This is a genomic window from Papillibacter cinnamivorans DSM 12816, assembly GCF_900176335.1.
Taxonomy (GTDB): Bacteria; Bacillota; Clostridia; order Oscillospirales; family Oscillospiraceae; genus Papillibacter; species Papillibacter cinnamivorans.
Genome location: NZ_FWXW01000007.1, coordinates 61,013 through 87,899, shown reverse-complemented (window position 1 = coordinate 87,899; position 26,887 = coordinate 61,013). Strand labels below are relative to the sequence as shown.

The 26,887-nt window shown below is 56.5% G+C and carries 32 protein-coding genes and 1 pseudogene; 24 read left to right on the top strand and 9 right to left on the bottom strand.

The genetic code is table 11. From position 1 onward, the window contains the following. Positions 1-1,137 (top strand): hypothetical protein (locus B9A13_RS11120; RefSeq protein WP_479724531.1); only part of this gene is annotated, 1,137 nt, incomplete at its 5' end. A gap of 14 nt (positions 1,138-1,151) precedes the next feature. Next, positions 1,152-1,436 (top strand): hypothetical protein, encoded by a 285-nt coding sequence (locus tag B9A13_RS11115; protein WP_084235237.1) that lies wholly within the window; start codon positions 1,152-1,154, stop codon positions 1,434-1,436. Positions 1,437-1,503: 67 nt separating this feature from the next. On the opposite strand, the pseudogene B9A13_RS14695 reads toward B9A13_RS11115, so the two are convergent. Beyond that, positions 1,504-1,620: pseudogene (locus tag B9A13_RS14695) on the bottom strand (IS30 family transposase); the annotation flags it as partial. 195 nt (positions 1,621-1,815) lie between these two features. Between B9A13_RS14695 and B9A13_RS13970 the strand changes: the two are divergent. The 22 genes from B9A13_RS13970 (at position 1,816) to B9A13_RS11000 (ending at position 21,178) form a co-directional block, all read left to right on the top strand. Beyond that, positions 1,816-2,814 carry a hypothetical protein gene (locus B9A13_RS13970; RefSeq protein ID WP_143806963.1) on the top strand — a complete coding sequence of 333 codons (999 nt, stop codon included), beginning with the start codon at positions 1,816-1,818 and terminating at the stop codon, positions 2,812-2,814. 26 nt (positions 2,815-2,840) lie between these two features. Further along, entirely contained in the window at positions 2,841-3,239 is a 399-nt protein-coding gene (imm48, locus tag B9A13_RS11105; protein ID WP_084235236.1) for an Imm48 family immunity protein, read from the top strand. Between the two features lie 559 nt (positions 3,240-3,798). Beyond that, positions 3,799-4,566: a hypothetical protein gene (locus tag B9A13_RS11095; protein WP_084235234.1), complete on the top strand. Its 768-nt coding sequence runs from the start codon at positions 3,799-3,801 to the stop codon at positions 4,564-4,566. Beyond that, positions 4,563-4,976 (top strand): replicative helicase loader/inhibitor, encoded by a 414-nt coding sequence (locus tag B9A13_RS11090; RefSeq protein WP_159448119.1) that lies wholly within the window; start codon positions 4,563-4,565, stop codon positions 4,974-4,976. The genes B9A13_RS11095 and B9A13_RS11090 overlap by 4 nt, the downstream gene beginning before the upstream one ends. Before the next feature lie 447 nt (positions 4,977-5,423). Next, positions 5,424-6,020, top strand: a complete 597-nt coding sequence (locus tag B9A13_RS11085; RefSeq protein ID WP_084235232.1) for a Na+/H+ antiporter subunit E — start codon at positions 5,424-5,426, stop codon at positions 6,018-6,020. Next, positions 6,017-6,421, top strand: coding sequence for an MrpF/PhaF family protein (locus tag B9A13_RS11080; RefSeq protein ID WP_159448118.1), 405 nt, complete (start codon positions 6,017-6,019; stop codon positions 6,419-6,421). Before B9A13_RS11085 ends, B9A13_RS11080 begins: the two co-directional genes overlap by 4 nt. Then, positions 6,418-6,720 (top strand): monovalent cation/H(+) antiporter subunit G, encoded by a 303-nt coding sequence (gene mnhG, locus B9A13_RS11075; RefSeq protein WP_084235230.1) that lies wholly within the window; start codon positions 6,418-6,420, stop codon positions 6,718-6,720. The genes B9A13_RS11080 and mnhG overlap by 4 nt, the downstream gene beginning before the upstream one ends. Before the next feature lie 6 nt (positions 6,721-6,726). Then, positions 6,727-6,969 (top strand): Na(+)/H(+) antiporter subunit B, encoded by a 243-nt coding sequence (locus B9A13_RS11070; protein ID WP_084235229.1) that lies wholly within the window; start codon positions 6,727-6,729, stop codon positions 6,967-6,969. Next, entirely contained in the window at positions 6,966-7,286 is a 321-nt protein-coding gene (mbhE, locus tag B9A13_RS11065; protein ID WP_200809716.1) for a hydrogen gas-evolving membrane-bound hydrogenase subunit E, read from the top strand. The genes B9A13_RS11070 and mbhE overlap by 4 nt, the downstream gene beginning before the upstream one ends. After that, the gene (locus B9A13_RS11060; RefSeq protein ID WP_159448117.1) at positions 7,283-7,741 is read left to right on the top strand and encodes an MnhB domain-containing protein; all 459 of its coding nucleotides are present in this window, start codon (positions 7,283-7,285) and stop codon (positions 7,739-7,741) included. The genes mbhE and B9A13_RS11060 overlap by 4 nt, the downstream gene beginning before the upstream one ends. Beyond that, positions 7,719-8,087 carry a cation:proton antiporter subunit C gene (locus B9A13_RS11055; RefSeq protein ID WP_084235226.1) on the top strand — a complete coding sequence of 123 codons (369 nt, stop codon included), beginning with the start codon at positions 7,719-7,721 and terminating at the stop codon, positions 8,085-8,087. Before B9A13_RS11060 ends, B9A13_RS11055 begins: the two co-directional genes overlap by 23 nt. Further along, positions 8,084-9,670 carry a complex I subunit 5 family protein gene (locus tag B9A13_RS11050; RefSeq protein ID WP_084235225.1) on the top strand — a complete coding sequence of 529 codons (1,587 nt, stop codon included), beginning with the start codon at positions 8,084-8,086 and terminating at the stop codon, positions 9,668-9,670. The genes B9A13_RS11055 and B9A13_RS11050 overlap by 4 nt, the downstream gene beginning before the upstream one ends. Next, entirely contained in the window at positions 9,663-11,159 is a 1,497-nt protein-coding gene (locus tag B9A13_RS11045; protein ID WP_084235224.1) for a monovalent cation/H+ antiporter subunit D family protein, read from the top strand. Before B9A13_RS11050 ends, B9A13_RS11045 begins: the two co-directional genes overlap by 8 nt. Positions 11,160-11,210: 51 nt before the next feature. After that, positions 11,211-11,489: a hypothetical protein gene (locus B9A13_RS11040; RefSeq protein ID WP_084235223.1), complete on the top strand. Its 279-nt coding sequence runs from the start codon at positions 11,211-11,213 to the stop codon at positions 11,487-11,489. Beyond that, the gene (locus B9A13_RS11035; protein ID WP_084235222.1) at positions 11,482-13,224 is read left to right on the top strand and encodes a proton-conducting transporter transmembrane domain-containing protein; all 1,743 of its coding nucleotides are present in this window, start codon (positions 11,482-11,484) and stop codon (positions 13,222-13,224) included. Before B9A13_RS11040 ends, B9A13_RS11035 begins: the two co-directional genes overlap by 8 nt. Positions 13,225-13,657: 433 nt before the next feature. Continuing rightward, positions 13,658-14,311, top strand: coding sequence for a hypothetical protein (locus B9A13_RS11030; protein WP_084235221.1), 654 nt, complete (start codon positions 13,658-13,660; stop codon positions 14,309-14,311). 630 nt (positions 14,312-14,941) lie between these two features. Beyond that, entirely contained in the window at positions 14,942-16,375 is a 1,434-nt protein-coding gene (locus B9A13_RS11025; RefSeq protein ID WP_084235220.1) for an amino acid permease, read from the top strand. Between the two features lie 261 nt (positions 16,376-16,636). Then, entirely contained in the window at positions 16,637-16,984 is a 348-nt protein-coding gene (locus tag B9A13_RS11020; protein WP_084235219.1) for a hypothetical protein, read from the top strand. Positions 16,985-17,007: 23 nt separating this feature from the next. After that, positions 17,008-18,309 (top strand): DEAD/DEAH box helicase, encoded by a 1,302-nt coding sequence (locus B9A13_RS11015; RefSeq protein ID WP_084235218.1) that lies wholly within the window; start codon positions 17,008-17,010, stop codon positions 18,307-18,309. Between the two features lie 157 nt (positions 18,310-18,466). Further along, on the top strand, positions 18,467-19,162 hold the full coding sequence (locus tag B9A13_RS11010) for a SatD family protein (RefSeq protein WP_084235217.1): 696 nt from the start codon (positions 18,467-18,469) through the stop codon (positions 19,160-19,162). Next, complete coding sequence (locus tag B9A13_RS11005) at positions 19,155-19,889, top strand: DUF3307 domain-containing protein (protein ID WP_084235216.1); 735 nt, start codon at positions 19,155-19,157, stop codon at positions 19,887-19,889. Before B9A13_RS11010 ends, B9A13_RS11005 begins: the two co-directional genes overlap by 8 nt. 32 nt (positions 19,890-19,921) lie before the next feature. Then, entirely contained in the window at positions 19,922-21,178 is a 1,257-nt protein-coding gene (locus B9A13_RS11000; RefSeq protein WP_084235215.1) for a PdaC/SigV domain-containing protein, read from the top strand. A gap of 206 nt (positions 21,179-21,384) precedes the next feature. Here B9A13_RS11000 and B9A13_RS14635 read toward each other — a convergent pair whose 3' ends face one another. The 8 genes from B9A13_RS14635 to B9A13_RS10955 all read right to left on the bottom strand — a co-directional run bounded on the left by B9A13_RS14635 (position 21,385) and on the right by B9A13_RS10955 (position 26,877). After that, positions 21,385-22,032, bottom strand: coding sequence for a YcbK family protein (locus tag B9A13_RS14635; protein ID WP_084235214.1), 648 nt, complete (start codon positions 22,030-22,032; stop codon positions 21,385-21,387). A gap of 1 nt (position 22,033) precedes the next feature. Continuing rightward, on the bottom strand, positions 22,034-22,333 hold the full coding sequence (locus B9A13_RS10990; RefSeq protein WP_084235213.1) for a hypothetical protein: 300 nt from the start codon (positions 22,331-22,333) through the stop codon (positions 22,034-22,036). A 48-nt stretch (positions 22,334-22,381) separates the two neighbouring features. Continuing rightward, positions 22,382-22,588, bottom strand: a complete 207-nt coding sequence (locus tag B9A13_RS10985; RefSeq protein WP_084235212.1) for a hypothetical protein — start codon at positions 22,586-22,588, stop codon at positions 22,382-22,384. A gap of 69 nt (positions 22,589-22,657) precedes the next feature. Then, positions 22,658-22,930, bottom strand: a complete 273-nt coding sequence (locus B9A13_RS10980) for a hypothetical protein (protein ID WP_084235211.1) — start codon at positions 22,928-22,930, stop codon at positions 22,658-22,660. A gap of 753 nt (positions 22,931-23,683) precedes the next feature. After that, the gene (locus B9A13_RS10970) at positions 23,684-24,823 is read right to left on the bottom strand and encodes an acyl-CoA dehydrogenase family protein (RefSeq protein ID WP_084235209.1); all 1,140 of its coding nucleotides are present in this window, start codon (positions 24,821-24,823) and stop codon (positions 23,684-23,686) included. Between the two features lie 49 nt (positions 24,824-24,872). Then, complete coding sequence (locus tag B9A13_RS10965) at positions 24,873-25,331, bottom strand: MaoC family dehydratase (protein ID WP_200809715.1); 459 nt, start codon at positions 25,329-25,331, stop codon at positions 24,873-24,875. Positions 25,332-25,483: 152 nt separating this feature from the next. Continuing rightward, positions 25,484-25,711, bottom strand: coding sequence for a PhlB family protein (locus B9A13_RS10960; RefSeq protein ID WP_084235208.1), 228 nt, complete (start codon positions 25,709-25,711; stop codon positions 25,484-25,486). Positions 25,712-25,713: 2 nt separating this feature from the next. Further along, positions 25,714-26,877 (bottom strand): thiolase domain-containing protein, encoded by a 1,164-nt coding sequence (locus B9A13_RS10955; protein ID WP_084235207.1) that lies wholly within the window; start codon positions 26,875-26,877, stop codon positions 25,714-25,716. Positions 26,878-26,887: the final 10 nt, after the last annotated feature.

The window sequence follows — 26,887 nt, the reverse complement described above, 5'->3', positions numbered from 1 at the left end:
CCGGCGGACAGTCTGGAATCCAAAGAGGAACATAAGCCGGACACAGCCGCCGCGGACAGCAGGATGCTCCGGGAGAACCGCTACGCCGAGGAGAACACGGCAAGCCCCGGCGACCGGCTGAAGAGCCTGGAAAAAGCGATCCAATTGCAAAAAGCAAAGATCCAGGGCCTTTCCGACGCATATCAGTACGATAATGCGGAGCGTGAGCAGAAGACGCTGGATCTGCTGGAAAAACAGTATGCCGCCGAAAACAAGCGGGACCTGGACCGCTTTATCGCCGAGTGGACGGAAGAGATCGACCGCCAGCGGCAGGAGCAGAGGGAACAGGAGATCCTGGACCTCTATAACCTGTACGTCCCCCTTCCCCAGGAAACGGTTGCTTCCCAGGAGGAAGAGGGATATACTGGAAACGGGGCGGAAGATATTGCGGGAGATGCAGATGATATCGTTTTAGGGAGCGATCATTACGACCGGCAAATACAGAAGATTGCAGATGAGAAAGGTTCCGTAGAAGCATTCAAGCAGATCATGGCGGATGTAGACAGCTACGGAAATCAGTTGGACGATTTCAGCTCTGCCGATTCCGCAAGTTTTAACATGCTTGTAGCTTCTTTGGTGGAAGAGATCGGCTCCGTCAATGAGGAGATGCATTACTTCCGGAATGAGTTAAACAGGTCTCCCGAAACGCTGGAGGAATTAATAGAATTCAATCAAGGAAAATCCGAAGACCAGCAATGGAAACTATTAGATCCAATACAGGCCGGGTATCACATGAATGGCGAGAACGGAGAGTACAACGTCAAATTTATTTCACCAGACGGGCATTTTGAGGCGGTTTACAACAAGAGCGGCGTTCTGCTGACAGCGGAGAACGATCCGGAGAATATGGGCACATACAATTACTTTGGCCCCAATCATTTGGCGGCTCATCAAAAGTATGATGTAAATCCGTATATTGAATTTGGAAACACAAAGGATGCCCCAAAGGGCTTAATTGAAAATGCGAAATCCATACAAAACATTACACTTTTCTGGGCTAATCCGAATGCTATAAAAACATACTTTGATATCCTAAGAAGGGCCAATCCGGAAGTCTATCAAAGAACGGTTGAATACTATGAAAGCAAATCCTACTGATAAGGAGCGTAGCCATGAAAAAGCGCCTAACCGAAGTTCTGGCATATGCCGGGGTTTTAAATTTTATAGTTGTTGCTGTTGTAATTCTGCTTGCGTTTATTGCAAATGAAGCATTCGGTTCCTATTTTAATGCATTTGCAGGATACATACCATTTTCATTTATACCTGCAGTTTTTAGTGCAATATCTTCCAGAAAACTGGATAATAAGAAAGTATCGTTATTTATCCTGAGTATAAATGTTATATATTTGATAATTTATGTTTTAGTTTTTTTATATGTTTTTTGCATTTTTCATTGAGAGGCGAATTGTCATTAGAAGTGCAACCGTGTCAAATTGCGCAAGCAAGGGATTCAGCAGGAGTGAGCTATTTGAGGTATTTGCGGAGGCAGTTGTTGAGCAGAAACATCGCTCCGGCAACCTGCTCCTGAGCAAAATGGACGAAATTAGTGCCTTTGGGGAAAAACTCCCGAACCAGACCGTTTTGGTCGGTTAGAAGTCACGGCAAAACCGGAGCAATCCGGTAAAATGATCAAAATAGGTGGGCTGTTAATGCAAACGTACTTTCTTTTAATCCCGGAATATTTAAAGTCAGCGGGTTGCGTATGGCAGCAAGATACTGATCCGGACGCGAGTGCAGTTCACGCGTCATAAGAAGAAATACGTGTAATTACTAGTAGTGGTGGGGTATATTCCCATATCGCTCATCTATAACGCGGTGACCCTGACCCCCGCCCTGGCCGCGGCGGCGAAGTCGGGCACCGAGGCCGCCGAGTGGCTGATGCAAGGAATCGTAAAGTACGGCGATACGATGGCCGAGCTACTGAGGGGCATCCCGGAAAACGAGAACGACGCGGATGCGATCCTGCGCGCCCAGGAGAGGGCCGATCGGGCGCATCCCGTGGCGGCGCAGTTGGGAGAACTTGCGGGATACGCGGTTTCCTCCTCCGTGGGGGCCGAAGCGCTGGGCGCGGTTCCGCTGCTTCAAAAGCTGGGGACAAGCTTTCTGGGACGAGCGGCGGTGAACGCCCTATCGGACACGGCGGTGTCGGCGGCAAGCGGCGCGATCCGGGGCGAGAGTCCCGGAGAGATCGCGAAAACCGCCGGAGAAAACCTGCTTTTCGGCTTTGCCTCCGACGCAGCCCTCAGGGGTCTCGGCAAGGCGGGGAAAGCCCTGACAAGCGGACGCTGGGACGACGCCGCCCGCGGCGCGGGAAAAATCGCCGGCGATCTCGCCGAGGACGCGGGGAAGACAAGTCTAGATTCCGATATCTTGATTGATTCTTATAAAAATATGCGGAATAATCCCGATGTAACAGGACAATCACATCACTTAAATCAAGATGCTGCATTTAGAGATGTAATACCTAAAAATGATGGGTTATGTGTGGCATTAGAAGGTAACGCATTCAGGGATGTCGGAAGTCCGCACTATTCAGCGCATGAAAATTTGGAATTCTTTTGGAATAATTTCAGATCTAAAGGTGACTTATATGGAGACACCCCCCAAATTTCGGATTATAACTCGGCATTGCATGATTCACTGCGTGCTGCAGGACTATCTGAATCTCAAGCGAAGGTTGCAGTTCAAAATGCGGCTAAACAGCAATCACAATATGGATTGGAGGGTAATTCCTTCGTTCCAAGAATTCCGGGTAGGATTAATTTTAAAAGATAGCAACATAATTGCGGAAAGGAAATAAGATGGAAGCCTCGAAATATTTTGAAGCAGCAAATTACATCACAGACAAAATTATTCGTGCATCAAAGATGGACACGGCGAAAATGAATGAGCAAGAAAAACAAATGATGGGGGCTTTTTGTTTTGGAGCGTTGAATGGATATTCATTAGAAAATCGGATAAGTACGGTTCAAATTCAAAGCGCTATGATTGCTATATTAGTACAGAAGCTTTTATATGACCCATCGGTTGCTGCTCAGTTTTTCGATTTTTTAGTTAAATGTACGGAAAAAGATTACCATCCGGCTATGAACGTAATTATTCATAGGGGGGTCGAAGGCTTTTATCAGCTAGAAGATACGAATAAATTGCGAGAGAATATATCAGATATTTATAAAATAGTTAAAAAGTATGATAAATAAGTAACCGGTTCTGGCTTAACTCGGAAGCTGAAACTGTGATTTTTATTTCTAGTGGACAACGCGCCATACGGCGGCCCACAATCGCCACTACCGCCGTGTGGGGTAGCGCCCCTCCCCGGTGGCAAAAGTGAACACAAGCGCTGTTCAACGGCGCGGAGACCCTGACTCCTGCCCTGGCCACCGCGGCGAAGTCGGGCACCGAGGCCGCCGAGTGGCTGATGCAAGGAATCGTAAAGTACGGCGATACGATGGCCGAGCTACTGAGGGGCGTCCCGGAAAACGAGAACGACGCGGATGCGATCCTACGCGCCCAGGAGAGGGCCGACCGGGCGCATCCCGTGGCGGCCGCAGCTGGGGGAACTTGCGGGATACGCGGTTTCCTCCTCCGTGAGGGCCGAAATACCGGGAAGGGTTATTTCAGGTCCGCAGAAGCAAACCAGCAAACGGGCCGGGGCCTTCCGCGACCCCGGCTTTGTTATGATCCGCATTTTTGCCCGCCGGCTGCTTTGGATATGGACATCCGCAGCCAACACAACATTTATAACAGGAGGCGCACGCCATGAACGGGTATCTGAAGCTGCACCGCTCCCTTTTATCCTGGGAGTGGTACGACGATCTGAGCGTTTGCAGGCTTTGGATCCACCTTCTTTTGCGGAGCAATTTTACTCCGGGCACCTGGCACGGGATCCCCTACGGGCGGGGAGAGCTGATTACCAGCCTTCCTTCCCTGTCCGCGGAAACGGGCCTGTCCATAAAGCAGGTGCGCACCGCTTTGGGAAAGCTGAAAAAGACGGGGGAAATCACCTGCCGCGGGGCAGGCACCGGGACCCTTGTATCCATTGCCAACTGGGACAAATACCAGGCTCCCGCCCAGCGGGGGGCACGGAGCAGGCCACAGTCCGGTCAGCCGGAGGGCGAGACAGAGGCGCAGGAGGGACAGCAGGATAATAAGGAAAGAAATCTATCAGGAAATACATATGGGAAAAAAGAAAAAGACCCGGAGAAGGGCCGAAGCGGAGCTTCGTCCTCTTTGAATGTGCATTCTGATGACTGTATTCCTGCTGAAGAGCATTCCTCCGTACTTGCCTCCGCCCTCGGCGAGTTCAGGCGCTTCCGGGAGGAGTCGGGGCGGCCCCTGACGCCCCGGGCGGAGCGGATGCTTCTTCAGAAGCTCTCTTCCCTCGCAGGAGAAAACGAGGATACCAAGGCCGCGATTTTAGAGCAGTCGGTGATCAACGGCTGGACGGGGATATTCCCTCTCCGGAGCGCCCGGGAGGCCTCTTGCGTAGATCCGTTTCTCTCCATGCTCCGGGAGGACGCGCCGTGACCCGGCAGGAAACCCTCCGGCTGCTGTCCGAACTCCGGGCGGCGTATCCCTCCTTCTGCCGCGGACTGGGAAAGGCGGAGCTGGAGAGGGTCGTGGAGTTCTGGCAGGAGCTTTTCGCAGGGGAAACATACGAGGATGCCCACGCGGCCGTCCTGGAGCTTGTATCCGAAGGGACCAAGGGTTTTGTTCCTTCCCAGGGGGCGATTTTGCAGCGGTGCCGGAAAATCTCCGCGGCGTCCTCCTCCCTTTCGGAGAGCAGGCGGACGCTTTTAAAAAACGCCGCCGAAATCCGGAAATACTATCACAGTCTCGGGATCCCCTCTCCCGCCGAAGCAAAACGCCGGGGCATCTCCTATTCGGACTGGAGAAGGATGGCCGAAACGGCGGAAGGGCGCAGTTGCGAAGGCTGATTTTTCTCTTATGCAGGCTTTCAGGGTTTCATAGCGACGACACAAATAGTCACCAAAAAGAAGGCGTTATTTTCTCTTTCCTCTCCTGTAAATTTTCCGTTCGGGACGTTTACAGGAGTGCGGGCGGCATGCTATACTGTTTAAAATAAATCGGATTAAGGGTTGCTTTTTTAGGCAATTTAAGCTATACTATAAACGTTAATAATTTAACATACTATTTGTCATTTTTGCCATTTTCGAGCTTTTTCGGACATTGGCTAAACTCTATTTCTCCATTTTTCTTCTTTTCGCGTTATGGAGTTATTTTATTTTCCTTGTATTATTACATAAATTATCCTATAACTCATATTTATTCTCTCTGCCGATTGCAGCGCAAAGCAGCGCCAACTTCTATTCCCCATTGCATATTTTTTACGTCAGTATTTGCATCAGGGAGGTTGTAACCGGATGGACAGGCAAGAACATCAAAAAGTGCCCCGAAAAAAGCTCTCATTGCGGCATTTTTTGATTATTTTTTTTGTACTATTGGGTTTATGGTTTCTTCTGTCCGGCCATTTTGAAGCCAATCTGGTAATTTACGGCGTGGCCGCCTGCGCCGTTTCAGCGTGGCTGGGGGCAGGCATGCTGGCAACGCCCCTGAGAGGCGACGGACGAAGCGTTTCTTTCGGGAAGATCACCGGGCTTCCGAAGCTTATCGCCTATTGCGTATGGCTGCTCATCGAGATCGTGAAGGCGAATATCCAGGTGGCCATGGTGGTCCTCAATCCCAAGCTTCCCATAGATCCCTGCCTGGTGCGGTTTCGAATGGACTTTCAAAACCCCCTGGCGGATTTCGTGCTGGCAAATTCCATCACGCTGACACCGGGAACCGTCACCATCGACGTCCGGGACGGGGAATATTACATCCACTGTCTGACCGCGGCCGCGGCGGACGGGGTGCGTCTTCAGGAAAACGGGAAACCCTGTGATATGGCATGCCGGGTAGCGAAGCTGTTCGGCGAAGAAATTCTGCCGCCTTGCGCGGCCGGGGAGGTATCTCCATGACCGGCGGCGAGGTGGCGCTTTTTATAGCGGCCCTGTTTCTCATCGCGGCGATGCTGGTAATGGTGCAGCGGATCTGGAAAGGTCCCAACGCGGCGGACCGGCTCAACGCCCTGTTTCTCATCGGAACGGACACTATTCTGCTTGTGTGCGTTTTAGGCGAGCTCACAGAGCAGCTCAACCAATATGTGGACATAGCGATCACATATGCCCTGACCGGCTTCATCGGCCTTGTCATCATCGGCCGGTACATCACCGGACGGAGCATCGACCTGCAGGAAGACGGCAAGGAACCGGAATACGGCGAAACCTATCTCGACGGAGACGATCCCTACGCGGAGGAAAAGAAGCCCGAAACCGGCAGCGACGATGCCGGCCCGGGCAATGGGGAGGATTTAAAATGAACGTGGTGATTGGAAGCATACTGATCTTCTGCGGCGTATTTTTCGTGGTGGTTGCCGCGATCGGCGTGGTTCGCCTGCCGGATTTCTACGCCAGGCTTCACGCGTCTGGCAAGGCGGAAACCCTGGGGGCGATCCTGTGCCTCACGGGCCTTGCGGTCTACTGCGGGCCGAATCAGACCAGCCTGAAGCTCATCCTCATCATCTTCTTCCTCCTGTTTGCAAACCCCGTGGGCACCCACGTGATCAGCCGGGCGGCGTTCCGCTACGGAATCCTGCCCTGGAAGAAACGAAAGGAGTAAGGCGGCATGCTGCATACGATACTTTTAACGGTCCTTCTCCTGTGTATCCTCGGGACCGGGATCGTGGCGGTGATCATCCCGGACCTCTTTTCCAGCGTGGTCCTTTTCGGCTCCTTCAGCTTTTTCGTGGTGCTTGCCTATCTGATGCTTTCCGCTCCGGACGTGGCATTCACCGAAGTGGTCATCAGCGTTGTGTCCACCGCCTATTTCGTGACGGCGGTACGCGAATTCAAGAAGGGGGAGCGATGATGAAGCATCTCAAGCTGCGGGGCGTCATATACGTCGTATTCTGCTTCGTGTTCCTGGGGATCTTTCTGAAAACGGCACTCTCCCTCCCCTCCTATCACGAAACCGACACCCCGGTCTTTTCCCATGTGGCCAGCCGCTACATGACCATGTCCGAGGAGGAGACCCACTCGCCCAACATGGTGACCGCGGTTCTGGCCGACTACCGCGGATTCGATACTCTGGGAGAAACCAGCGTCATCTTCACCGCCGGAGCCGTCACCTTCGTTCTGGTCCTCATGGGGCGGAAGAAGAAGAGCAGATGGGAGATGGAGCCATGACGAAGGGAGCCAACAGCGTCATCCTGGAAGTGGCCTACCGGATGCTCACCCCCGTCCTGCTGATGTTCGGCATCTATGTGCTGGTGCACGGGGAACTGAGCCCCGGCGGCGGGTTCCAGGCCGGAGTTATTCTGGGGCTTGCCATCATCTGCGAGCGCATCCTGACCCCGGAGGACGACGCGAAGCATCCGCTTTGGGAGTACCGCTCGGTGGCCGCGGCGGGACTGGGAACGCTTCTTTACGCACTGGTGGGCATATTCACCATCGCGGGGGGCGGAAAATTTCTGGGCTACAGCTTTCTGCCGATCCCCGCGGGAATCGGCGAGAGGCACGCCTACGGCATGCTTTTTATCGAGATCGGCGTGACCATCTGCGTCATGGCCACCGTGGTCTCCATATTCGACTCGCTGGGAAAGAGAGGGAGGAAGGACGATGACTCAGGATCTGTTCTTTAGCCACCTCATTTACTGGGTGCTGGGAATCATGTTTGTCGTGGGCTTTTTCGGGATGATGCTTCACAAGAACCTCATCAAAAAGCTCATGTCCATGAGCATACTCCAGACGGCGGTCATTCTTTTCTTTCTGATGCTGGGCTATCACCCCGAGGGGATCACCCCGATCCTGCAGGCGGGGCAGACGGACCCGACGACTTATGTAAACCCGCTTCCCCAGGCCCTGATGCTCACCGCCATCGTGGTGAACCTGAGCACCACGGGAGTCGCCCTTACCTTGATGATCCTTCTTCGGAGAAAATGGGGGACTCTGGACGAGAATGAAATTATCCGGAGGATGGGAAAATGATGGAACATCTGCCTGTCCTGCTGGTGATCGTACCCCTGGCCACGGCGCTCATTTCCCCCTTCCTTTCGCTTCTCAGCCGGCGGCTGTCCCTGACGGTCATCCAGTGCGCCTTTCTCCTCAACTTCATCCAGTCGCTTTTAGCGCTGCAGCGGGTGCTTTCCCAGGGGGACTGGCACTACTGGCTGGGCGGCTGGAATCCTCCCTACGGTATCGAGTTCGTGCTGGACGGCGTGTCCGCGCCCTTCGCGGTGGTAGCCACGGGGATCGCCTTTCTGGTTTCCCTGTACGCCCAGCCCTTCTTTCGCAAAGACCCCACCGAGCGTGAGCCCCGGAGTTTATTTTACGTCCTCTTTCTTCTGATGGCGACGGGCGTCACCGGAGTTTGCGTGGCCGGGGACGTGTTCACCATGTATGTTTTCCTGGAGATCACTTCCCTTTCGGCCTACGGGCTGGTGGCCCTGGGCGGAAACCGCGCGGTCTTTGCCGGCTTCCGGTACCTGATCCTGGGCACGGTGGGCGCCACCTTTTACCTCGTGGGAGTTGGATTTCTATTCGCGGCCACGGGGAGCCTCAACATCGCGGATCTGGCGGCGCTGATTCCCAATCTGACAAATTCCCCTGTGGTCATCTTCGGGCTGGTGCTGATTTTAGTGGGCATGGGCGTCAAATCCGCCCTGGTCCCGCTCCACTTCTGGCTGCCGGACGCCCACACACAGGGGCCGACCCCCGCCATCGCGTACCTCGCCACGGCGATGCTCAAGGTCTTTTCCTACGCCATGTTCCGCTTCCTTTTCACCATCTTCGGCGGGTACACCAACGAGCTTGCCTCCCGGGCGCTGGAGATCCTCGGCTGGCTGGCCGCCGTCAGCGTCATCTACGGTTCGGTGATGGCCATCGCCCAGACGGATTTCCGGCGGATGCTGGCCTATTCCACCATCGCCCAGGTGGCGTATATCCCCCTGGCCATGGCCATCGGCACGCCCTTCGCCATCGCAGCGGCGCTGCTGCAAGTCCTCAGCCACAGCATGACCAAGTGCCTTCTCTTCATGCTCAAGGGCGCGATGCACGTGAAGATGCACACCACCATGATCGGAAAACTCCGGGGGATGGGGCGCATCATGCCCATCTGCACGGCGGCGCTTTTCATCGCGGCCATGTCCATGATCGGCCTTCCTCCCGCGTCCGGCTTCTTTGTCAAATGGCAGATCGTGACGGAAGCCGCGGGGACGGGCAAATATGTTTTCATCGTCGTCATGATCCTGAGCGGACTGCTTAACGCCGTCTATTTCTTCCGCGTGCTGGAAAACGCCATGTTCCTGCCCCCAGAGGGCGAGGCGGAGAGCCACGGCAGCTCCTGCCGGGACGATGCCGAAGAGGCCGCTCAGGTTTCTCCCCACGTGGAATCCTCCGTGGTTCCGGGGGACCCCGCGCCGGGCTTCAGAGGCGAGCTTCCCATCCTGATGCTGGCGCCCATCATCATCCTGGCGGTCCTCATTATAGTCGCCGGCGTGGGAAGCGGCTGGATTCTGGACAATGTGCTAAACCACATTTCCCTTCCGGGAGGTGGCGCTTACTATGGCTGAGATCGTATACGACTGCCGGCCGCTGTGGGCCGTGCTCATCTCTCTCATCGCAGCGGGGCTGATTTTGCTTTCCGGACGGCACAGGAACCTCCGGGAATTCTGGACCATTGCCGCCGCCGCGGGCAAAATCGCCATCGTCTGGTCGATGCTGCCCATTGTCCTTGCGGGGAAAACGGTGGTCTGCACCCCCGTCTTCCTGGGGCACGGGCTGTCCCTCACCTTCCGCGTTGACGCCGCGGGCCTTCTCTTCGCCATGCTGGCCTCCGGCCTGTGGCTCATTACGTCCTTTTACTCCATCGGGTATATGCGGACTTTAAAGGAGGAGCACCAGACGGGGTATTTCGCCGCCTTTGCCGTCTGCCTTTCTTCGGCGGTGGGGATCGCCCTTTCCGGAAACCTTCTCACCTTCTTCATCTTCTTCGAGATGCTGACCCTCTCCACCTGGCCTCTCGTCATCCACGAGCGGAACCAGGAAGCCATGAAGGCGGGGCGGCAATACCTGGTCTACACGTTGGTTTCCGGGCAGCTGACCCTGGCGGGGATCGCGCTGACGTATGCCGTTGCCGGGAGCCTGGATTTCGTCCCGGGCGGTTTTCTCGCGGGAAGCGCTCCAAAGCCCATGCTGGTGCTCATTTTCGTGCTGCTGCTGGCGGGGCCGCTGGTGAAGGCGGGGCTCATGCCCATGCACGGGTGGCTCCCACGGGCCATGATCGCTCCCACGCCGGTCTCCGCCCTGCTCCACGCCGTGGCGGTGGTTAAGGCAGGGTGCTTCGGAGTGATCCGGATCACGGGCTTCGTCTTCGGGCCCGAGCTCATGGGGGAACTAGGGGTGGCGACGCCCCTGGCGGTGCTGGCGGCAATCACCATCATCCTTGCCTCCGTCATCGCGCTGACCCAGCCCAACCTGAAGCAGCGGCTGGCCTATTCCACCATCGGGCAGCTGTCCTATATCATTCTGGGCATGTCCCTTCTCTCTCCCCTCGCCATTCTGGGGGCCATCTTCCACCTCTTTGCCCACGCGGTGATGAAGATCACCCTTTTCTTCACCGCCGGCGCCATCTATACCAAGACCCACACCCTGGAGATCGACGATCTGAGCGGAATGGGCCGGGTGATGCCCCTCACCTTCGCGGCCTTTACCCTCTGCTCCCTGGGCATCGCGGGGATGCCCTTCGTGGTGGGCTTCCTGAGCAAATGGGACATCCTGCTGGGGGCCATCGACGGCGGGAATTTCTGGGTTGTCGTAGTGCTGGCCGTCAGCGCGCTGCTTTCGGTCTCCTATCTGATCCCCATTCCCCTGAAGGCCTTCCGGGGAGCGACTAAACCGGAGCTTGCCAACATACAGGGAGAGCCGCGGGCCCTGACTCTGGTTCCCCTTCTCATCACGGCCGTCCTGGCCCTGGTATGCGGTATATTCCCCGATTTCCCGGGACATTTTTATCAGCTTGCCGAGATTGCCGTCCGAAATATCACGGCCGGCTGCTATTGATCCGATTTCAGCGCCGGGCGGTGCCCGGAGACTGACTTGGGAGGTGCCGAAATGAATCAAAAGAGAAAATTCAGCCTGGCGATCCTCGCCGTTCTTATCATCCTGATCATCATCGAAGCCCTGTTCGTGCATCCCCATGCGTATTCCATCTGGCATGAAATCCATGGGTTCGACGCGATACTGGGGTTCTTTGTGAGCATTCTTCTGATTCTTGTGGCAAGACCGTTTTTGAACCTCTTCATCCGCCGCACGGAGGATTATTACGACAAACGGGAAGACAAAAACGGAACGAACACCGCTTTGATAAAGGAGGAAACGCCCCATGACTGACGCGCGGATCCTTCTGCATCCCGCCTTTCCGCTCCTGCTGGGAGCCATCGTCACCGCGGCCCTTCCGCCGCGGAAAAGAATTTATTTTTCCCCCGTCTTTACTTTTTTGAGCCTGATCTGCCTCTTTGCCGTACCGGCGGGCTCTCTCATGACCCTTCCCTTTTTAAACGGCATGGAGCTGCTGTTTTTCCAGTCCACCACCCTGTCCCGGCTCATGTGCTTTTTCACCCTGGTAGTGGTCTTCTGCTCCCAGGTCTACAGCCTGGGACGGGAAAAAGGCCGGGAGGGCTGCTGGTCTTTGGTCTACGCGGCGGCCGCCTGCGGCGTTCTCATGGCGGGAGACTTTTTCACCCTGGTCCTCTGGTGGGAGGCCATGTCGGTGGGCGCGGTCTTTTTGATCTGGTCCCGGAGAGACCCGAAAGCCTCCAAGGCCGGCTTCCGCTATCTCATGATCCATTTCCTCAGCGGCAACCTGCTGCTTATGGGCGCGGTGCTTTACGCGTCCCAGGGGATCACACAGCTGGGCCCCCTGGAACCCGGAGGAGCGGCGTACTGGCTGGTGCTGGCCGGGGTCGGGATCTCCGCCGGCATGATCCCTTTTCACTCCTGGATTCCCGACGCCTATCCCGAAGCCACCATCGGCGGCTCCGCGATCCTCAGCGGGGTGACCACCAAGGTTGCGGCCATCACCCTTCTTCGCCTGTTTTCCGGTGAGAGCTTCCTTCTGGGCATGGGCATCGTCATGGCCTTCTGGGGGGTCTTGTACGCCCTGCGGGAGAACAACATCCGGCGCCTTCTCTCCTATCACATCATCAGCCAGCTGGGCCTTATCATCGCTGCCATCGGCATCGGAACCCCCATGGCCAAGGACGCGGCGGTGGCCCTCACCATCGGAAATATCCTCTACAAGGGACTTTTATACATGTCCGCGGGCTCGGTTCTATACGCTACGGGCCGCCAAAAGCTCACCGAGGTGGGAAACCTTTTCAAAGCCATGCCCATCACGTCGGTATTTTTCTTCATCGGCAGCCTTGCCATCGCGGGCGTTCCCGGACTCATGGGATTCGCGGTGAAGCCACTGGTGGTCTCCTCGGCCGTGTATTCCTATCAGCCCGTGGCGGAGCTTCTGCTTTACGCGGCGGGCATCGGGACTTTCCTCTCCATCCCTTTGAAGCTGGGCGGGCACATGCTCTGGGGCACCCACCCCGCGCCCCCCATCCTCCGGAAGCCGAAGACCGCCATGTATGTGGGAATGACGCTGTTGACGGTTTTCATTCTGGCTATCGGCTTTGTCCCCGGGCTTCTCTACAGCCAGCTCCCCTGGCAGGAGGAGGTCCATTTCTCCCTCTACACGGCGGACCACATCCTGTCCGAGGTGGAATTCCTTCTGGCCGCCTGGCTGGCCTACCGCCTGATGAACCCGCTGCTGCATCCAAAGGACTTCATCTCTCTGGACCTTGACTGGTTCTACCGGGTTCCTCTGCCCCGCTTCTTCCTGGCTCTCTCCCGATTTGCAAATTTCGTCAGGCTCTCCGTCTGGAAGGGAATCCTTGTTCTGGTCAGAGCCCTGTCGCGTTTCGTGCGCAATCCCGTGAGCTACTTCATGAAGCCCATCGACGGCGGGGATAGTACGGAGGAGTACTGCGCCGACAAATACAGGCTCCCCGTGGGAGACGGCGCGCTGCTGATCCTCATGGTATTCGCCGTGGTCTATTTTTACGTTACCATCTTTTAAACCGGACGGCTTTCTTTCCGCTTTGTCCTCATACGCCGCTTTTTCCGCTGCCGGGGAATGCGGATTTAACCGCCGGTCTCGGTCGCCCTCCTCAATCCGGCGGTAATAAAGCGCCGGTTCCGGCCTGTCACCGGAGCCGGCGCTCTTTTATTTTTTCCTGTTGGAACCGGGCGAGTGCTGTGCGCTTACTATCGGGGATAGTTATTTAACTCTTAAATTTTATTACGAGAGGTCTGGACGGGAGCAGCGCGCTCCCCGCTGGGGGTGCCTTTTCCCGCATAGGAAAAGTCACCAAAAGAAATCCAAGAGGCTCATGGGGCCTGCAAAAACCGAGTCTGTGCGGCGTCTGCTAAGATGGTTAGAATTATTCTCTCTATGAGACCATATTGAATATGTTATAATGGAGTATCAACGTAACCTATCAGGAGGCAGTATGATCATCAGGGCAATTTCCGGTCTTGACAGGCTGAGGATCACAGACGAGACGGGCGAAGCCTGTTATTACGGATGCAACCAGGAGTGGTACAGGACAAAATGGCAGCGCCTTTCCGGCTGCGGCCCGTCCACCTTTGCCAACATCCTGCGGTATCTGGATACAAAGAATGACTGCGCCCCGACGTCCCTGTCCAGGAAGCGCTGGGAGGGTTTCATGGAAGAGTGCTGGCGGTTCGTCACGCCCACCCTCAAGGGGGTAAATACCACCGAACTCTTCCGGGACGGCGTTTTGGCATATGTCCGGGATAAGGGGCTGACGCTCCGTACCGAAGCGCTTGACATTCCGAAAAAGGCCGCCTTCCGTCCCGCTTTCCCGGAAGTTCTCCGTTTTCTGGAGGAAGCTCTGGAAAAAGACACGCCCGTTGCCTTTCTCAATCTCCACAACGGCGAGGAAAAGAGGCTGGACGCATGGCACTGGGTAACACTGATCTCTCTGGAATATGAAGCGGACGGAAGTGCGGCTCTGGCGAAGATTCTGGACGAGAGCATCGTCAAGGAAGTGGACCTCCGGCTGTGGTACGACACTACAACCCTGGGGGGTGGATTCGTGCGGTTTCTTGAGGATTCGCCTAAACCAGAGGAGCTTTCCTGAATCACTTTATATTTACGAAAGGATTGGACGGGAGCTACGCGCCCCCCGCTGGGGGTTCTTTTTGCTTTTGTTTTTTACGAAAGGATTGGACGGAGCTCGGCGCTCCGCTGGGATGCCTTTTCCGTTTTGGGAAAAGGCACCAAAAGCAAACCAAGGGGCCGCGGCCCCTTTGGATTCCCGGGGAGAGGTGCTCCTTTAGGCGCTCTTAACAACCGATTGACTTTCAGCAGTTTCAAACGCACGGGCAACTCTATAGCAAGAGGTCTATTTTTCAGCCCGCGATCGGGGCTCTCCGGGTTTTGGCCTGTGGGGCTAAATGAGTCTGCGAAAACCTACTTTGTTCGACGTTTTAAAAAGATTTTAATCCCGCAATCGGAACGTTTCAGATTTGGGTTTGTGGGGCTCAATGGGTTTGCGATAACGTACTTTGTGCGGAGTTTGGGAGGATTTTGATCGCGCAATTTGTTATTATGTATACTTACCTGCTTAAATGAAAAATGCAAAAGCCGCCGTTACGGCGGCTTCATATTTTTACATTGCATATCCGATGCCCGGATTGGAACCATAATACAAGAATCGATTGTTTTCGATGCGGTGCATTGTTCCCCACCGGGACGGGAGGACGGTTTCATGAAGGAAAACAAGGCGGGGCTTTCCGCTTGGCAGCTGACCATGATGGCTCTGGGCACCGTGATCGGCGGGTCCTTTTTTCTGGGTTCGGCCGTGGCGGTGAACGCGGCGGGGCCGTCCATTCTCCTGGCCTTTGTTTTCGGCGGCGTGCTGGTCTATTTCATTTTATTCGCCCTGTCGGAAATGACGGTGGCCGACCCGGACTCCGGTTCCTTCCGCGCCTTTGCTTCCCGGGCCTTCGGGCCGGGCGCCGGCTTCGTCACGGGCTGGGTCTACTGGACGGGGATGGTGCTGGCCATGTCAAGCGAGGCCACGGCCGCTTCCATCCTGACCGCCCGCTTCTTTCCGGGAATTTCCGTTCCCCTTCTGGGCGGCAGTATCATCGCCGCCGTCACCCTGGTCAACCTCCTGGGGGCGAAGCGCCTGGGGAGCCTGGAATCCGGCCTTGCCGCCGTCAAGGTTGCTGCGGTGATCTTTTTCATCCTCTTGGCTTTGGCTTTGATTTTCGGCCTAATGCCGGGGAGCGCCGCCGTGGGCACCGGCGCTCTGCAGGGAGAAACCTTTTTTGCAGGAGGACTGGGCGGTCTTGCCGGAAGCATGCTCATCGTAATGTTCACCTACGCGGGCTTCGAGGTCATCGGGCTTGCCGCCTCCGAAACGGGCGAACCGAGAAAGACGGTCCCCCGGGCAATCCGTCGGACGGTCCTCCTCCTGGTAGGCCTCTACATCGCTTCCATGGCGGTGCTGCTGCCCCTCATCCCCACGAATCTGCTCTCGGCGGACGTAAGTCCCATCGTCGCCTCTTTGAGCCGCCACGGCGTAGGCTGGGCCGGATTTGCCATGAACCTGGTACTTCTCACCGCGATCCTCTCCACCATGCTGGCCGCCATGTTCGGCATCGGGCGGATGATGCGCTCTCTTGTGGAGGAGGGGATGGCGCCGCGCTTTCTCCTTGACAAAACGGACGTTCCCTACCGGGGGATCCTCTTTTCGGGATTTTCCATGCTCCTGGCCCTGGCCCTGGGGCTTCTCTTTCCCAGCGCGTATCTCTTTCTGGTAAGCTCGGGAGGCTTCGCGATCCTTTTCACCTATGTGGTCATCATGGCGACCCATATCCGCTTCCGGCGGAAGAACGGCTGCCCCCCGGACGGAAAGTGCCAGCTCTGGGGCTTTCCCTACACTTCCCTTTTCGTTCTTATTTCTCTGGTCGCAGCCATCGTCAGCATGCCCTTCGTACCGGGCCAGGGATCGGGACTTTTGGCGGGGTGCGCCATTCTGGCCTTTTTCATTCTGTGTTACGCGGCGGTTCAGTTTTTGCGCTCCCGCCGGAGGGGAGTTTCCGGCACACACGGCGCAAAACAAAGAGGGCTGCTCCGGTACGGCTCCGAGTTTTCAAAGGAACTTTCGGACAAAAACGATAAAAGCAAAAAATGATCCGCTTCTACTCCTCGAGTTACATCCGGTTCCGGCACCGGGGCCTGCGCCCGCCTATGACGCGGAAAATATATGTTGACATAAATCATATATAAGTATAGTATAATAATTGATATATCAATACCGGCAGTTCTTAAATTTTGGGTGGAATGCTCATTTTGAGTGTCCGCCCTTTTCTATTCCGTGTCCAGAATCTATCCGCTTTGGGAAAAACGGGATCCCGCGTCATAAATCCGACTATTTTCAGAAAAGGAGAAGAATATGACTTTATGCGGAGAATTTATTACCCACAGGACCTTTGGCAGAGGGCAGATCACCGATATCAGCGAGCACTGCATCACCGTTTTGTTCGATGAAACCCATGAGAAAAAAAAATTCGTCAATCCGTCCGCGCTGGGAACATTTTTGATCCTGGAAAATAAAACGCTGGTCAGGCAGATGCAGGAAGAAAAGGATCTCCTGGCGCAGAAGGCGGAATCAGAAGCGGAAGAACACAGGCAGGCGGCGGCCGCTGTCCAGAAGCCGGTCAAACGCCGGACAAGACCGGCAGCAAAAAAGCCGCCCAGGAAGCCGAAAGACACGGAAGCCTCCGAGGAGCAAACTATATAACTAATTGGGAGAAAAACATCATAATGTCATTCAAAGATCTTCACATCATAGACCCCATCCTGAAAGCGCTGGCCGCAGAGGGGTATTCCAATCCAACTAAAATTCAGGAAAAGGCGATCCCTCCCCTTCTGGAGGGACAGGATCTTCTGGGATGCGCCCAGACCGGCACGGGAAAAACCGCGGCCTTTGCAGTCCCCATCATTCAGAGACTGTACCGGGAAAGATCCGCCGAAAAAGGCCGGAGGACCCTGAAAGCGCTGATCCTCACTCCCACCCGGGAGCTTGCCGCCCAGATCGACAGCAGCTTTTCGGCTTACGGAGCATTCTCCGGCATCCGTCACACCGTCATTTACGGCGGCGTTTCCCAGAATCCCCAGGTGCAGGCGCTGCGCTCCGGCGTAGACGTCCTGGTGGCAACGCCTGGAAGGCTTCTGGACCTGATGAACCAGAAATACGTGGATCTCGGCGATGTCCGCTATTTTGTGCTGGACGAGGCGGACCGCATGCTGGATATGGGCTTTTTACGGGATGTGGAGCGGGTGATCGAAAAGCTGCCCGCAAAAAGGCAGACCATGCTGTTTTCCGCGACGATGCCGCCGGAAATCGAAGCCCTCACGAAACGGATGCTGAAGGATCCGGTGAAGATCGCCGTTACGCCCGTCTCCTCCACCGTGGACAGCATCGTGCAGTACGTGTATTTTGTGGACAAAGCAAACAAAACAAAACTGCTGATCCATCTTCTGAAGGATAAAAAGATCGAATCGGCCCTGGTGTTCACCCGGACAAAGCACGGAGCAAACCGGCTGTCGGCAGCGCTTCAGGCCGCCGGGGAATCATGCGGCGTGATCCACGCCAACAAATCGCAGACGGCCAGGCTTCGGGCCCTGGCGGATTTCAAATCCGGCGCTTCCCGCATTCTGGCGGCGACGGACATCGTGGCGCGGGGGATCGATATCACAGAGCTGTCCCACGTCATCAATTTCGATATTCCCGAAACGCCGGAGGACTATGTCCACAGAATCGGAAGGACCGGCAGGGCCGGCCTTGCCGGCACGGCAATCTCCTTTTGCGACGCGGCAGAAAGAAAATATCTGAACGGTATCGAAAAACTGACTGGAAAAAAGATCACCGTGGTGGCGGAGCATCCCTACCCTGCGACCGCCGCCGCGGATGACACGGTCCAAATTAACCGCGGGGCCTCCGCAGAAAAAAATCCGTCCCGCCGGAACCGGGATTTCAGTAACAGGAGGGGTCAAAAACCCGGCACCGGGTTCCGGGGCGCGGACTCTCCGAAAACCGCGGCGGGAAGAGACCGCATGTATTAAGGCAATACCGTACAAACCGCGCCTTGAACCTTAAGCGCCATACCGGGCATATTCCAGTATTATGCTCTTTATGGCGCTTTTTCTATTATTATGCGCTATATTGCGCTTATTCTATTGACATCCACGGAAGCGCACACTATACTGAGGGGGAAGCGAGGTGAACTCCGTGCAGCTTTTCTTCCCTTTCCGCCCGTACGTGGCGGTGATCGGCGATATCCGGCATTCCAAGCAGCTCTCCGACCGGGGAGCGGTGCAGGCGCGGCTGTCCGCGGTTCTGGAGGAAATCAACCGCGACTGCGGACCTGAGCTGGCCTCCAAATTCATGATCACCCTGGGAGACGAATTCCAGGGGCTCCTGAAAACCGGCTCCAAGGCCGTCTACATCCTGGACACCATCGAGCGCGAGCTGTACCCGGTGAGGCTGCGGTTTGGCATCGGCGTCGGGGAGATCGTCACGGACATCCGTCCGGAGCTTCCCCTGGGCGCGGACGGGCCGGCCTATTATAACGCCCGTGAGGCCATCGAATCTCTGAAGACCGCGGAAAAGAAAAAAATGGAGTCCAAGGTCAACGCGAAAATCCTGATCCAGGGCCACGAGGAGGTTTCGGAGCTCATCAACGCCGTATTTTCCCTCATGACCGTGGTCCGGGAAACCTGGACGGAGCGGCGCGTGGAAATCATCAACTCGTATCTGAAGTGCGGCCAGACCCAGGAGAAGGCCGCCCACAGCCTGGGGATCCACCAGTCCAACGTGCAGAAGGCGCTGGCCGCCTCCAGCTTCTATACCTACCGGAGAGCCCTGGAGGCGGTGTCGAAGCTGCTGGGCGAAATCGGGGAGGCGGGGGATGTTTAAGCTTATCTTCACCCTCGGCATGGCGCTTCATTTCCTGGGAGACTTTTATGTTTCCCCTGGCGACGCAATGGCGGAGCACGCTTTCCCCTTCCGGAACACCGCCCGGCGCGGTATTTCCTACGCCATTGTTGTTTTCGCCGGACTCTCTCTCTTTTTTTCCGCCTGGGCCATGCTTTTCGCCGCCGCGCTGACTCTTGGGCACCTTGGGATCGACGTCGCCATGGGCGGGTACATCCAGCGCCGGGGCGGCCTGTCGGAGAGCGCGTTTTTCGGCCGGGATCAATGCCTTCACATCGCGTTCGTCGCGGCAGTTTCCCTTTTCTCCGCGTTTTCCGGGCACACGCTCTCCCTTTTGCCGCAGATCCGGGCGCTGCTGTCTGCGGCGGCGGAGGACCCGAGACCCATACTCAACTGGGCTTGCCTGCTGCTTGCCGTCTGGAAACCAGCCAACACCGCCGTCAGGCACCTGCTGTTCCGCTACCGGCCCGCCCAGGAGGAAGAGGGCACCGTGCCCAACGCCGGGGCGTGGATCGGAACGCTGGAGCGGATCATCATGGCGCTTCTTCTCAGCGTCCACCAGTACTCCGCCATGGGGCTGGTGCTCACCGCCAAATCCATCGCCAGGTTCGATAAGATCTCCAGGGATCAGAAATTCGCCGAGTACTATCTTCTGGGAACCCTTCTGAGCACTCTTTTCGTGATTTTATCATATTTTCTGTTTCTGTGACTGAAATCGATCCGTTATAAAGGAACTTACCTATGAAATTACATCTGAATTTAACACACAGCGGCAAACTCCCCTCCCGCGGAAAAATCGCGGCAGCTCTGTGCGCTACATTTCTGGCCGCTCTTATCTCCGGCTGCGGAGGCAGCGGAACACAGCAGAGCGCGGCGCCCTCCGGAGAAACCGCTTCCCCCGCCCCTACGGAGGTTTCCTCTCCCGCCCCTTCCGGGGACGCCTCTTCCCTGTCCTACCGGATCGAGACGGCGGAGTTCAATCAGGACGACATCCACGTCCGGTATCCTCAAATCCAATACCCGGACGGAAATGCCGGTGAGGCGGCAATCAACGAGCTGATCAAAAACGACATCCTGGACAGCCAGGTGCGGGACTTCCTGCAAAGCGACGAAGACGAGGTCCATCTGGATCTGGATCTGGATTATGAGGTGACCCTTAGCACGGAAGCGCTGCTGAGCGTCAAATACACGGGGGGCTCCTATATCGAGGGAGGCGCGCATCCCAACTCCGTTTTTTACGCCGTCACCATCGACCTTACAAGCGGCAGGCGGCTCTATCTCACGGACTTTACTGAAATCGACGAGGACTTCATTTCGGAAGTCAAGCAGTCTTTGTCGGGGGAGAGCATGCAGGTTCAGTTCGACAACAGCGAGGGACTGGAGAGCCTGATTTCCGATATCCGGAGCCAGAACGATACGGATCTCATGTATACCCTCCGATATGACAGCGAAAGCGATTTCTATCTGACGCCCCAGTCGCTTTTTATCCGCCTCTACGTTTACCACGCGGCCGGGGATTACGCCCTGGTGCAGCTGCCCGGTACCTACACTGCGGATCTGAACCATACGTATGACAAGTATCTTTGCCTGGATGCGGAAAACCCGCTGATCACCTTCCGGACCGAGAAGAGCGGAAAAATCGTTTCCATCTGCCAGGCCAAGGACGGCGGATATCTCGTCTACCGGTTCGGCACGAAAGACAACATCGAGCTGGAATACCCCGCGGACAAAGATCATTCCCGGGACAGCTTTATCTACTCCTATTCAAACGGCACGGACACGGACAAAGCCCGGGACAGCCTGATTTTTGAAAACAAGGGTTACCGGTACGAGGTTTACCAAGAGTCCGACGCAGTCGCCTTAAAAACTGTCTTCGGCGTCGAGGTCACCGAGCTGTCCTCGGGGAAAAAGACGGACATCCCGGGTGCTGCCGGCAGCCTTATGGGCTATTGGTACGAGCTGAGATACCATGCCGAAATGAATAACAGCGCAGCATAGCGCGAAAGCTGCGCAAGGCGCCCTCCTAAAAGGAGCGCGCCTTGCGTTTTGAGGGGATGGATGGGAATTGTTAAAGTAAGTTGGGGGGGTGTTTCTGACAGCTTGCAGGGTTCCTGTATCTTTCCTCTGCAAGTATAAGAATACCAGAACCTCGGATGGAAAATATCACTTTTTCATGAAGATTATATGAACTTTCCATGAACGAATTACGAGAGCATTTCAAAAATCCGCCTGAGGATCACCGCCAGCTGTTCCCTGGTGAGGGCGTCCTGCCATCTGCAGTCACCGGTTTCGTCACCCTTGATGAGACCTTTTTCCTGTGCCCACCCGGCCGCCTCTTCCGCCCAACCGCTTGGACTGCTTTTTGCCACGGTTCTCTCCTCCTTTTTTTCTTTTTCCGCGGTTTCCGTCTCCGGCCATGGAAAACCGTCCACCGAAACGGCGGAGCCGCTTTTCGAGATCTGGAGCCAGCGGGCTCTCCCCCGCCTCACGTCCACATGGGTGAAACCGCCCTCGTATTCGTACAGGCCGATACCTCCTGCTCCCAGATCCTCCGCGCAGGCGGCCACCCCGCGGAAGGCCGCGCCCTGCACCCGGATGTCCGCCGCCTTGCCGTAAAGGTGCTGGGACTGCGCTGCCCCTCCCACCTTTTTATTATACGCCGCAGTCCTGTAGGCGCTGCTGATGGTGACGGGAGCGCCGAAGCGGCTCCGGATCTTTTCCAGAAGCTCCACAAGATCGGAATCCACCTTCACTTCGTCGGAGCCGTCCCGGCAGGCAAATTCGCGGAGGGAAAAATGTTCCGAAAGCTTCCTGTCTTTATCGGCGGCCAGAGAATATACGTTTACACTCATTTCAGCCCGCTTCCCCGGAGGTTTTTTCCCCGGAGGCCGTATCCCGGGTCCCGCCGCTCTTCCCGGAGGCCTCCATATACTCCTGCACCGCCGCGGCAAGGGCCTCCATATCCACCGTTTTGACCGCCGCCGCATCCACCTTTCCTTCGGTGACGATGTATACCACCGCGGGCACCAGAATGAGCCCCGCGGAGGATAACAGCTGCAGAAGGCTTTCCTCCGCCCCCAGCAGCCCCAGGACCCCCACCAGGATGGAGATCGCCGCAACCCAGAATTTCCTGCTTTTCAGTTTTTCCGCCATGCCGTTTCCTCTCTCCTTTTTTTGTATCGAACCGTTTTCCTTCCGCCGTCAGCAGTCCCTGTCGGCGTCGCCGCCGGGCTTGTCCGGCCAGATGTTGTTTTTGCTGAGGTTTTCCAGAAGCGCCTTCACCGCGTATGCCGCGAAGACGCCCAGGATCTCCGTCACCACCGTCTTGGACAGCGTCTCGGCGATCTCCTCCCGCCCCAGGAAGGCAAGGCCGTAGCTGAGATAAATCCAGACCGTGCCGTTTGCCATGAGCCAGCCCGCGATGAGCTTGGAAAACTCCGGTTTTCTTTTTTTGCCCGTTTCCGCCTTCCCCCTTTTTCAGCCGCCGCTTTTCAGCGTGTGGGCGCTCTCGTACAGCCAGGCCTCCAGCTCCCGGATCCCATCGGTGACGGGCCCGTCGCACTGAAGCTCCTGGAGTCCGTAGAGACAGGCCAGCAGGCTTTTGAGCACCCTCTTTCTCTCCTCCGCGCCGGAAGCCGCGTCGCATTCCAGGTTCCGCACCCTGCGCCCCAGCCCGAACATGGAAATGGCGTACCCCGCCAGAAGCGGAATCAGATAGGTCACCACCGACCGGAGCACCGTTTCCCACATTGTCCTGTCTCCCTCTTCCCCCGTCCTGCCGCTTTTCGCCGGCGCCGGACTTTTTTCTTTACGGTTTCATTGTATGGATTTTTCTTTTGATTTGGAAAGCGCAGGAGGCATATTATTTCTGGATTTTTCCGTATGTCCGGGCCGGGAGACCCGCCGGGATCCCCGACGCGAAAGACATATCCGGCTCAAACGGCTGCGCGGCGGGACTTTCCGTCCCGCCGCGCAGTGCCGTCTCTTTCTACGAGGAACTCTTGATTTCCAATTACTATTTGTTATTTTATACCATTTGTATTTTTCAGCGGCCTTTTCTCGGCTTGCACAGTCTCTTCCGGCCAGGGAGGTGCCAGAAACGGCGGCCAAAAGGCAGGGAAACCGCCGCCCGGAGGACACGTTTGCGGCGGGGGCCGGCCTCCGGCTTCCGCCTCGGGCGCAGGCGGATGCCGGAGGCCCTCTCCCGCCGCCGGCAGATCCGGGGCGCGCCGGGGGGCGGAAGCTCGTGGGGGCGCGGGCCCGACCCCTTTTCGATTCCAGCAGTTCTGCGGCTTTTTTGATTCTTATTCCGGCGAAGCCGAACTTTTTTGCCCTAAAGCAGATTTTTGCCGCAGACGCAGAACGAAGCTCCCCCAGGCATGTGCCTGTCTGTGGGAGCTTCGTTCTCTGCCGCTTTTATCTGTACAACGCCGGTATTCTCATCGATGCCGGCGCCGGACCCGGAAAACGTCACCGCCGGTTTCTCCGGTTTTTTCCTTGCGGTTACTTTAATAAATGTCCCGCAATGACCACGCGCTGGATCTGATTCGTACCCTCGACGATCTGCAGTACCTTCGCGTCCCTCATGAGCTTTTCCACCGGATACTCTTTCATATAGCCGTATCCCCCGAGGACCTGAACGGCGTCCGTGACCACGCTCATGGCGGAATCCGTAGAGAAGCACTTTGCGATGGAACCGTTCATGGTAATGGGAAGGCCCTGGTCCATCAATTCCGCCACGTGATAGACGAGGCATCTGGACGCTTCCATTTTGATTTCCATATCGGCCAGCATAAACTGCAGGCCCTGATTGTCGGAAATGGGTTTCCCGAACTGGACCCGCTCTTTGGAATATTTCACGGCCTCATCCAGCGCGCGCTGGCCGAGCCCCAGCGCCGTGGCGCCGATCTTGGGTCGTCCGTGATCCAATGTGGCCATCGCTATCCTGAACCCATCGCCTTCCCGGCCCACCCGATAGGACTCCGGGACGACAACATCCTCCAGGATCACCTCCGCCGTATTGGAGGTGCGGAAGCCGCATTTGTTTTCTTCTTTTCCAACACTCAGACCCTTTGTTCCCTTCGGAACAATAAAGCCGCTCAGGCCGCGGTTGCCCTTGCTTTTATCGGTGGAGGCGATAACAAAATACGCGTTGGCAAAACCGGCGTTGGTAATGAAGCACTTGGTTCCGTTCAGCACGTACTCGCCGCCTTTTTTTACGGCTGTTGTCTGAACATTGCCGGCATCGGAACCGGCGCCGGGCTCCGTCAGGCAGAAGGAGGCGAGCCCGCGCCCCCGGAACACCAGGTCCGCATAAAGCCGCTTCTGTTCCTCCGAACCGAACAGCATGACAGGGTCCACCCCGGTTCCCGTGACGCTGAAGGCGCAGGAGACACCGATGTCCGCTTTGCTCAGTTCCTCGAATATCATGCAGCATGTCTTTGCGCTCAGGCCGGAGCCGCCGTACTCTTCCGGAACGTCCATGCAATGCAGGCCCATATCAAGGCCCGCATTTACCACGTCCAGCGGCAGTTCCCCTTTCTCGTCCCATTGAGAGACATTGGGACGAATTTCCTTGTCCGCAAATTCCTTCACCATTTCCAGCAGGGAAATTTGTTCATCCGTGCAATAGTGATACGCCATATTGAACCCTCCTGATGTTTGCGTTTTCGCCGACATACTTTGCAGAAAATCACTTTTTCGGCAGTATAACCGCTTCTCCCGTCAGAACCAGTTCGTCCTTCTGGTTATAACAGTCCGTGGAAAGGATGACCCGCTTCTTCGCGTCGTCTTTTTTGGTGACCTCCAGCCTGACGGTAACGGTGTCGCCGAACTTAACGGCCCTGACGAATTTAGAGGTCTGGCTCAGGTACAGGCAGCCCTGGCCCGGCATCTTCATTCCCAAAGCGGCGGAAACCAGACCGGCGGAAAAAGCGCCGTGGCAGATGCGCGTGCCGAACAGCGGATGGGGGGATGCCTCATTCGTGTGAGCGGGGTTAAAGTCTCCGGTAATTCCCGCGAACGTATAGATATCGGATTCGGAAACCGTCTTGGTATAGTAAGCTTTGTCCCCGACTTGCAGTTCATCATACGTATACCCGTTTATGGAAGGGTCGCGGCTTTTGGCATCGCTGAAATCGATTTTTGACATACAGAACGCCCCTTTTCTAATATTGCCGGGATCAGCGGTCCGGGCACCCGTCATACCGGCGCAATACCGGAATACCGGACTATCTTCCGGAGAAAATCATACCGGGTATTCCCCATGGGAGGCGGCCGGGAATATCGCCCCGGCTCCTCCGCCTATTGCTCCAGCAAGGAGTATCTTTCCAGGCCCTGCTCGTTCTTGCCGAGACGGAACACCTCCTGGCCGACCCGAATCTTCATTTCAGGCGCGAAGCCTTCCAGCAGCGACGGAAAACGGGAGCCGTCCTCCTGCTCCAGAATCGCGCTGACATAGGGAACCTTGTTCACAAAGGGACCGAAAGAGGAATAGAGAACGCTGTATGTATAGATAGTGGGATTTTTCATATTCACTGCCCCCTGAAGATATGGACCAGACCGGTGGCCGCTGTGCCGCCAAGATTGTGGGTCAGGCCGATATCGGCCTTTTTCACCTGCCGGGCTCCCGCATCGCCCCGGAGCTGGGTGACGATTTCATACATCTGGCTGATACCGGTGGCCCCAATGGGGTGCCCCTTGGCCTTCAAACCTCCGCTGGTGTTGATGGGCCGGCTGCCATGAAGGGCCGTAGCGCCCTCGGCGACCAGATCGGCCCCGTGCCCCGGCTCGGCAAACCCCAGGTCCTCCAGGTTAATGATCTGTGTGATGGTGAAACAGTCGTGCACTTCGGCAAGGTCGATGTCGGCAGGCTTCAGCCCCGCCTGATCGTACGCCTGTTTCGCGGCGCTTTTCGCGGCTTCGAAGCTGGTGATGCATTTCTTGGTATACAAAGTCACCGTGTCCCCCGCGTGGCCGGAGCCCGCCACTTCCACCAGGCGGTGCTTTCCCAGGGCTCTTGCCTTGTCGGAGGTGGTGAGCACAAGAAAGGCGGCCCCATCGGTGACCAGCGAGCAGTCGAACAGGGACAGGGGGCTGGCAATGAGATCGGCAAACAGCACTTTCTCCAGGGTCACCTCTTTGGGCATCTGGGCGTCGGGGTTGCGGGCGGCGTTGTAGTGAGCGTTGACGGCGTTCATGGCCATCTCCCGCTTTACGTTTCTGTATTCATAGAAATATCGGTTGGCCATCATGGCGAAATTCGCCGGGAAGGTGAAGCCCTCCATGGCCTCGATCTCATAGTCCATGGCGGACACGATGGCCTCGGTGACCAGCTCGGTGGGCTGATGGGTCATCTTTTCCGCGCCGCCCACCAGGACCGTGTCGTAAATCCCGCTCATCACCGCAAGCAGTCCCATCCGGAAGGCCAGGCTCCCGGAGGCGCAGGCTCCTTCCGTGCGAATGGTGGGGATGTTCCCCAGACCCAGGACCTCCGAAACCAGGGGGCCCAGATGACCCTGCCCGCACAGCCGCTGGGAATTGAAATTCCCCATGTAGACGGCCTCTATCTCTTTTTTATCCATGCCGGAATCGGCGATCGCCCTGCCGCCCGCCTCCAGAATCATGTCCCGCAGAGAGCGGTCCGGGTAACGTCCCATTTTCGTTTCGCCGATCCCGGCTATGGCTGCCATACGCATGCTGTTTCCT

Excerpts from the sequence above, each read along its gene's own strand:
- B9A13_RS10990 (WP_084235213.1), bottom strand. The coding sequence starts at position 22,333 with ATGGCGGAAAAACTGAAAAGCAGGAAATTCTGGGTTGCGGCGATCTCC.
- B9A13_RS10960 (WP_084235208.1), bottom strand. The coding sequence starts at position 25,711 with ATGAAAAATCCCACTATCTATACATACAGCGTTCTCTATTCCTCTTTC.
- B9A13_RS11035 (WP_084235222.1), top strand. The coding sequence starts at position 11,482 with ATGACTGACGCGCGGATCCTTCTGCATCCCGCCTTTCCGCTCCTGCTG.
- B9A13_RS11020 (WP_084235219.1), top strand. The coding sequence starts at position 16,637 with ATGACTTTATGCGGAGAATTTATTACCCACAGGACCTTTGGCAGAGGG.
- B9A13_RS11055 (WP_084235226.1), top strand. The coding sequence starts at position 7,719 with ATGACTCAGGATCTGTTCTTTAGCCACCTCATTTACTGGGTGCTGGGA.
- B9A13_RS11030 (WP_084235221.1), top strand. The coding sequence starts at position 13,658 with ATGATCATCAGGGCAATTTCCGGTCTTGACAGGCTGAGGATCACAGAC.
- B9A13_RS11060 (WP_159448117.1), top strand. The coding sequence starts at position 7,283 with ATGACGAAGGGAGCCAACAGCGTCATCCTGGAAGTGGCCTACCGGATG.
- B9A13_RS14635 (WP_084235214.1), bottom strand. The coding sequence starts at position 22,032 with ATGAGTGTAAACGTATATTCTCTGGCCGCCGATAAAGACAGGAAGCTT.
- B9A13_RS11040 (WP_084235223.1), top strand. The coding sequence starts at position 11,211 with ATGAATCAAAAGAGAAAATTCAGCCTGGCGATCCTCGCCGTTCTTATC.
- B9A13_RS10985 (WP_084235212.1), bottom strand. The coding sequence starts at position 22,588 with ATGGCAAACGGCACGGTCTGGATTTATCTCAGCTACGGCCTTGCCTTC.
- B9A13_RS10970 (WP_084235209.1), bottom strand. The coding sequence starts at position 24,823 with ATGGCGTATCACTATTGCACGGATGAACAAATTTCCCTGCTGGAAATG.
- B9A13_RS11115 (WP_084235237.1), top strand. The coding sequence starts at position 1,152 with ATGAAAAAGCGCCTAACCGAAGTTCTGGCATATGCCGGGGTTTTAAAT.
- B9A13_RS11050 (WP_084235225.1), top strand. The coding sequence starts at position 8,084 with ATGATGGAACATCTGCCTGTCCTGCTGGTGATCGTACCCCTGGCCACG.
- B9A13_RS11070 (WP_084235229.1), top strand. The coding sequence starts at position 6,727 with ATGCTGCATACGATACTTTTAACGGTCCTTCTCCTGTGTATCCTCGGG.
- B9A13_RS10980 (WP_084235211.1), bottom strand. The coding sequence starts at position 22,930 with ATGTGGGAAACGGTGCTCCGGTCGGTGGTGACCTATCTGATTCCGCTT.
- B9A13_RS10965 (WP_200809715.1), bottom strand. The coding sequence starts at position 25,331 with ATGTCAAAAATCGATTTCAGCGATGCCAAAAGCCGCGACCCTTCCATA.
- mbhE (WP_200809716.1), top strand. The coding sequence starts at position 6,966 with ATGATGAAGCATCTCAAGCTGCGGGGCGTCATATACGTCGTATTCTGC.
- B9A13_RS11095 (WP_084235234.1), top strand. The coding sequence starts at position 3,799 with ATGAACGGGTATCTGAAGCTGCACCGCTCCCTTTTATCCTGGGAGTGG.
- mnhG (WP_084235230.1), top strand. The coding sequence starts at position 6,418 with ATGAACGTGGTGATTGGAAGCATACTGATCTTCTGCGGCGTATTTTTC.
- B9A13_RS11080 (WP_159448118.1), top strand. The coding sequence starts at position 6,017 with ATGACCGGCGGCGAGGTGGCGCTTTTTATAGCGGCCCTGTTTCTCATC.
- B9A13_RS11085 (WP_084235232.1), top strand. The coding sequence starts at position 5,424 with ATGGACAGGCAAGAACATCAAAAAGTGCCCCGAAAAAAGCTCTCATTG.
- B9A13_RS11000 (WP_084235215.1), top strand. The coding sequence starts at position 19,922 with ATGAAATTACATCTGAATTTAACACACAGCGGCAAACTCCCCTCCCGC.
- B9A13_RS11005 (WP_084235216.1), top strand. The coding sequence starts at position 19,155 with ATGTTTAAGCTTATCTTCACCCTCGGCATGGCGCTTCATTTCCTGGGA.
- imm48 (WP_084235236.1), top strand. The coding sequence starts at position 2,841 with ATGGAAGCCTCGAAATATTTTGAAGCAGCAAATTACATCACAGACAAA.
- B9A13_RS11025 (WP_084235220.1), top strand. The coding sequence starts at position 14,942 with ATGAAGGAAAACAAGGCGGGGCTTTCCGCTTGGCAGCTGACCATGATG.
- B9A13_RS11045 (WP_084235224.1), top strand. The coding sequence starts at position 9,663 with ATGGCTGAGATCGTATACGACTGCCGGCCGCTGTGGGCCGTGCTCATC.
- B9A13_RS10955 (WP_084235207.1), bottom strand. The coding sequence starts at position 26,877 with ATGCGTATGGCAGCCATAGCCGGGATCGGCGAAACGAAAATGGGACGT.
- B9A13_RS11015 (WP_084235218.1), top strand. The coding sequence starts at position 17,008 with ATGTCATTCAAAGATCTTCACATCATAGACCCCATCCTGAAAGCGCTG.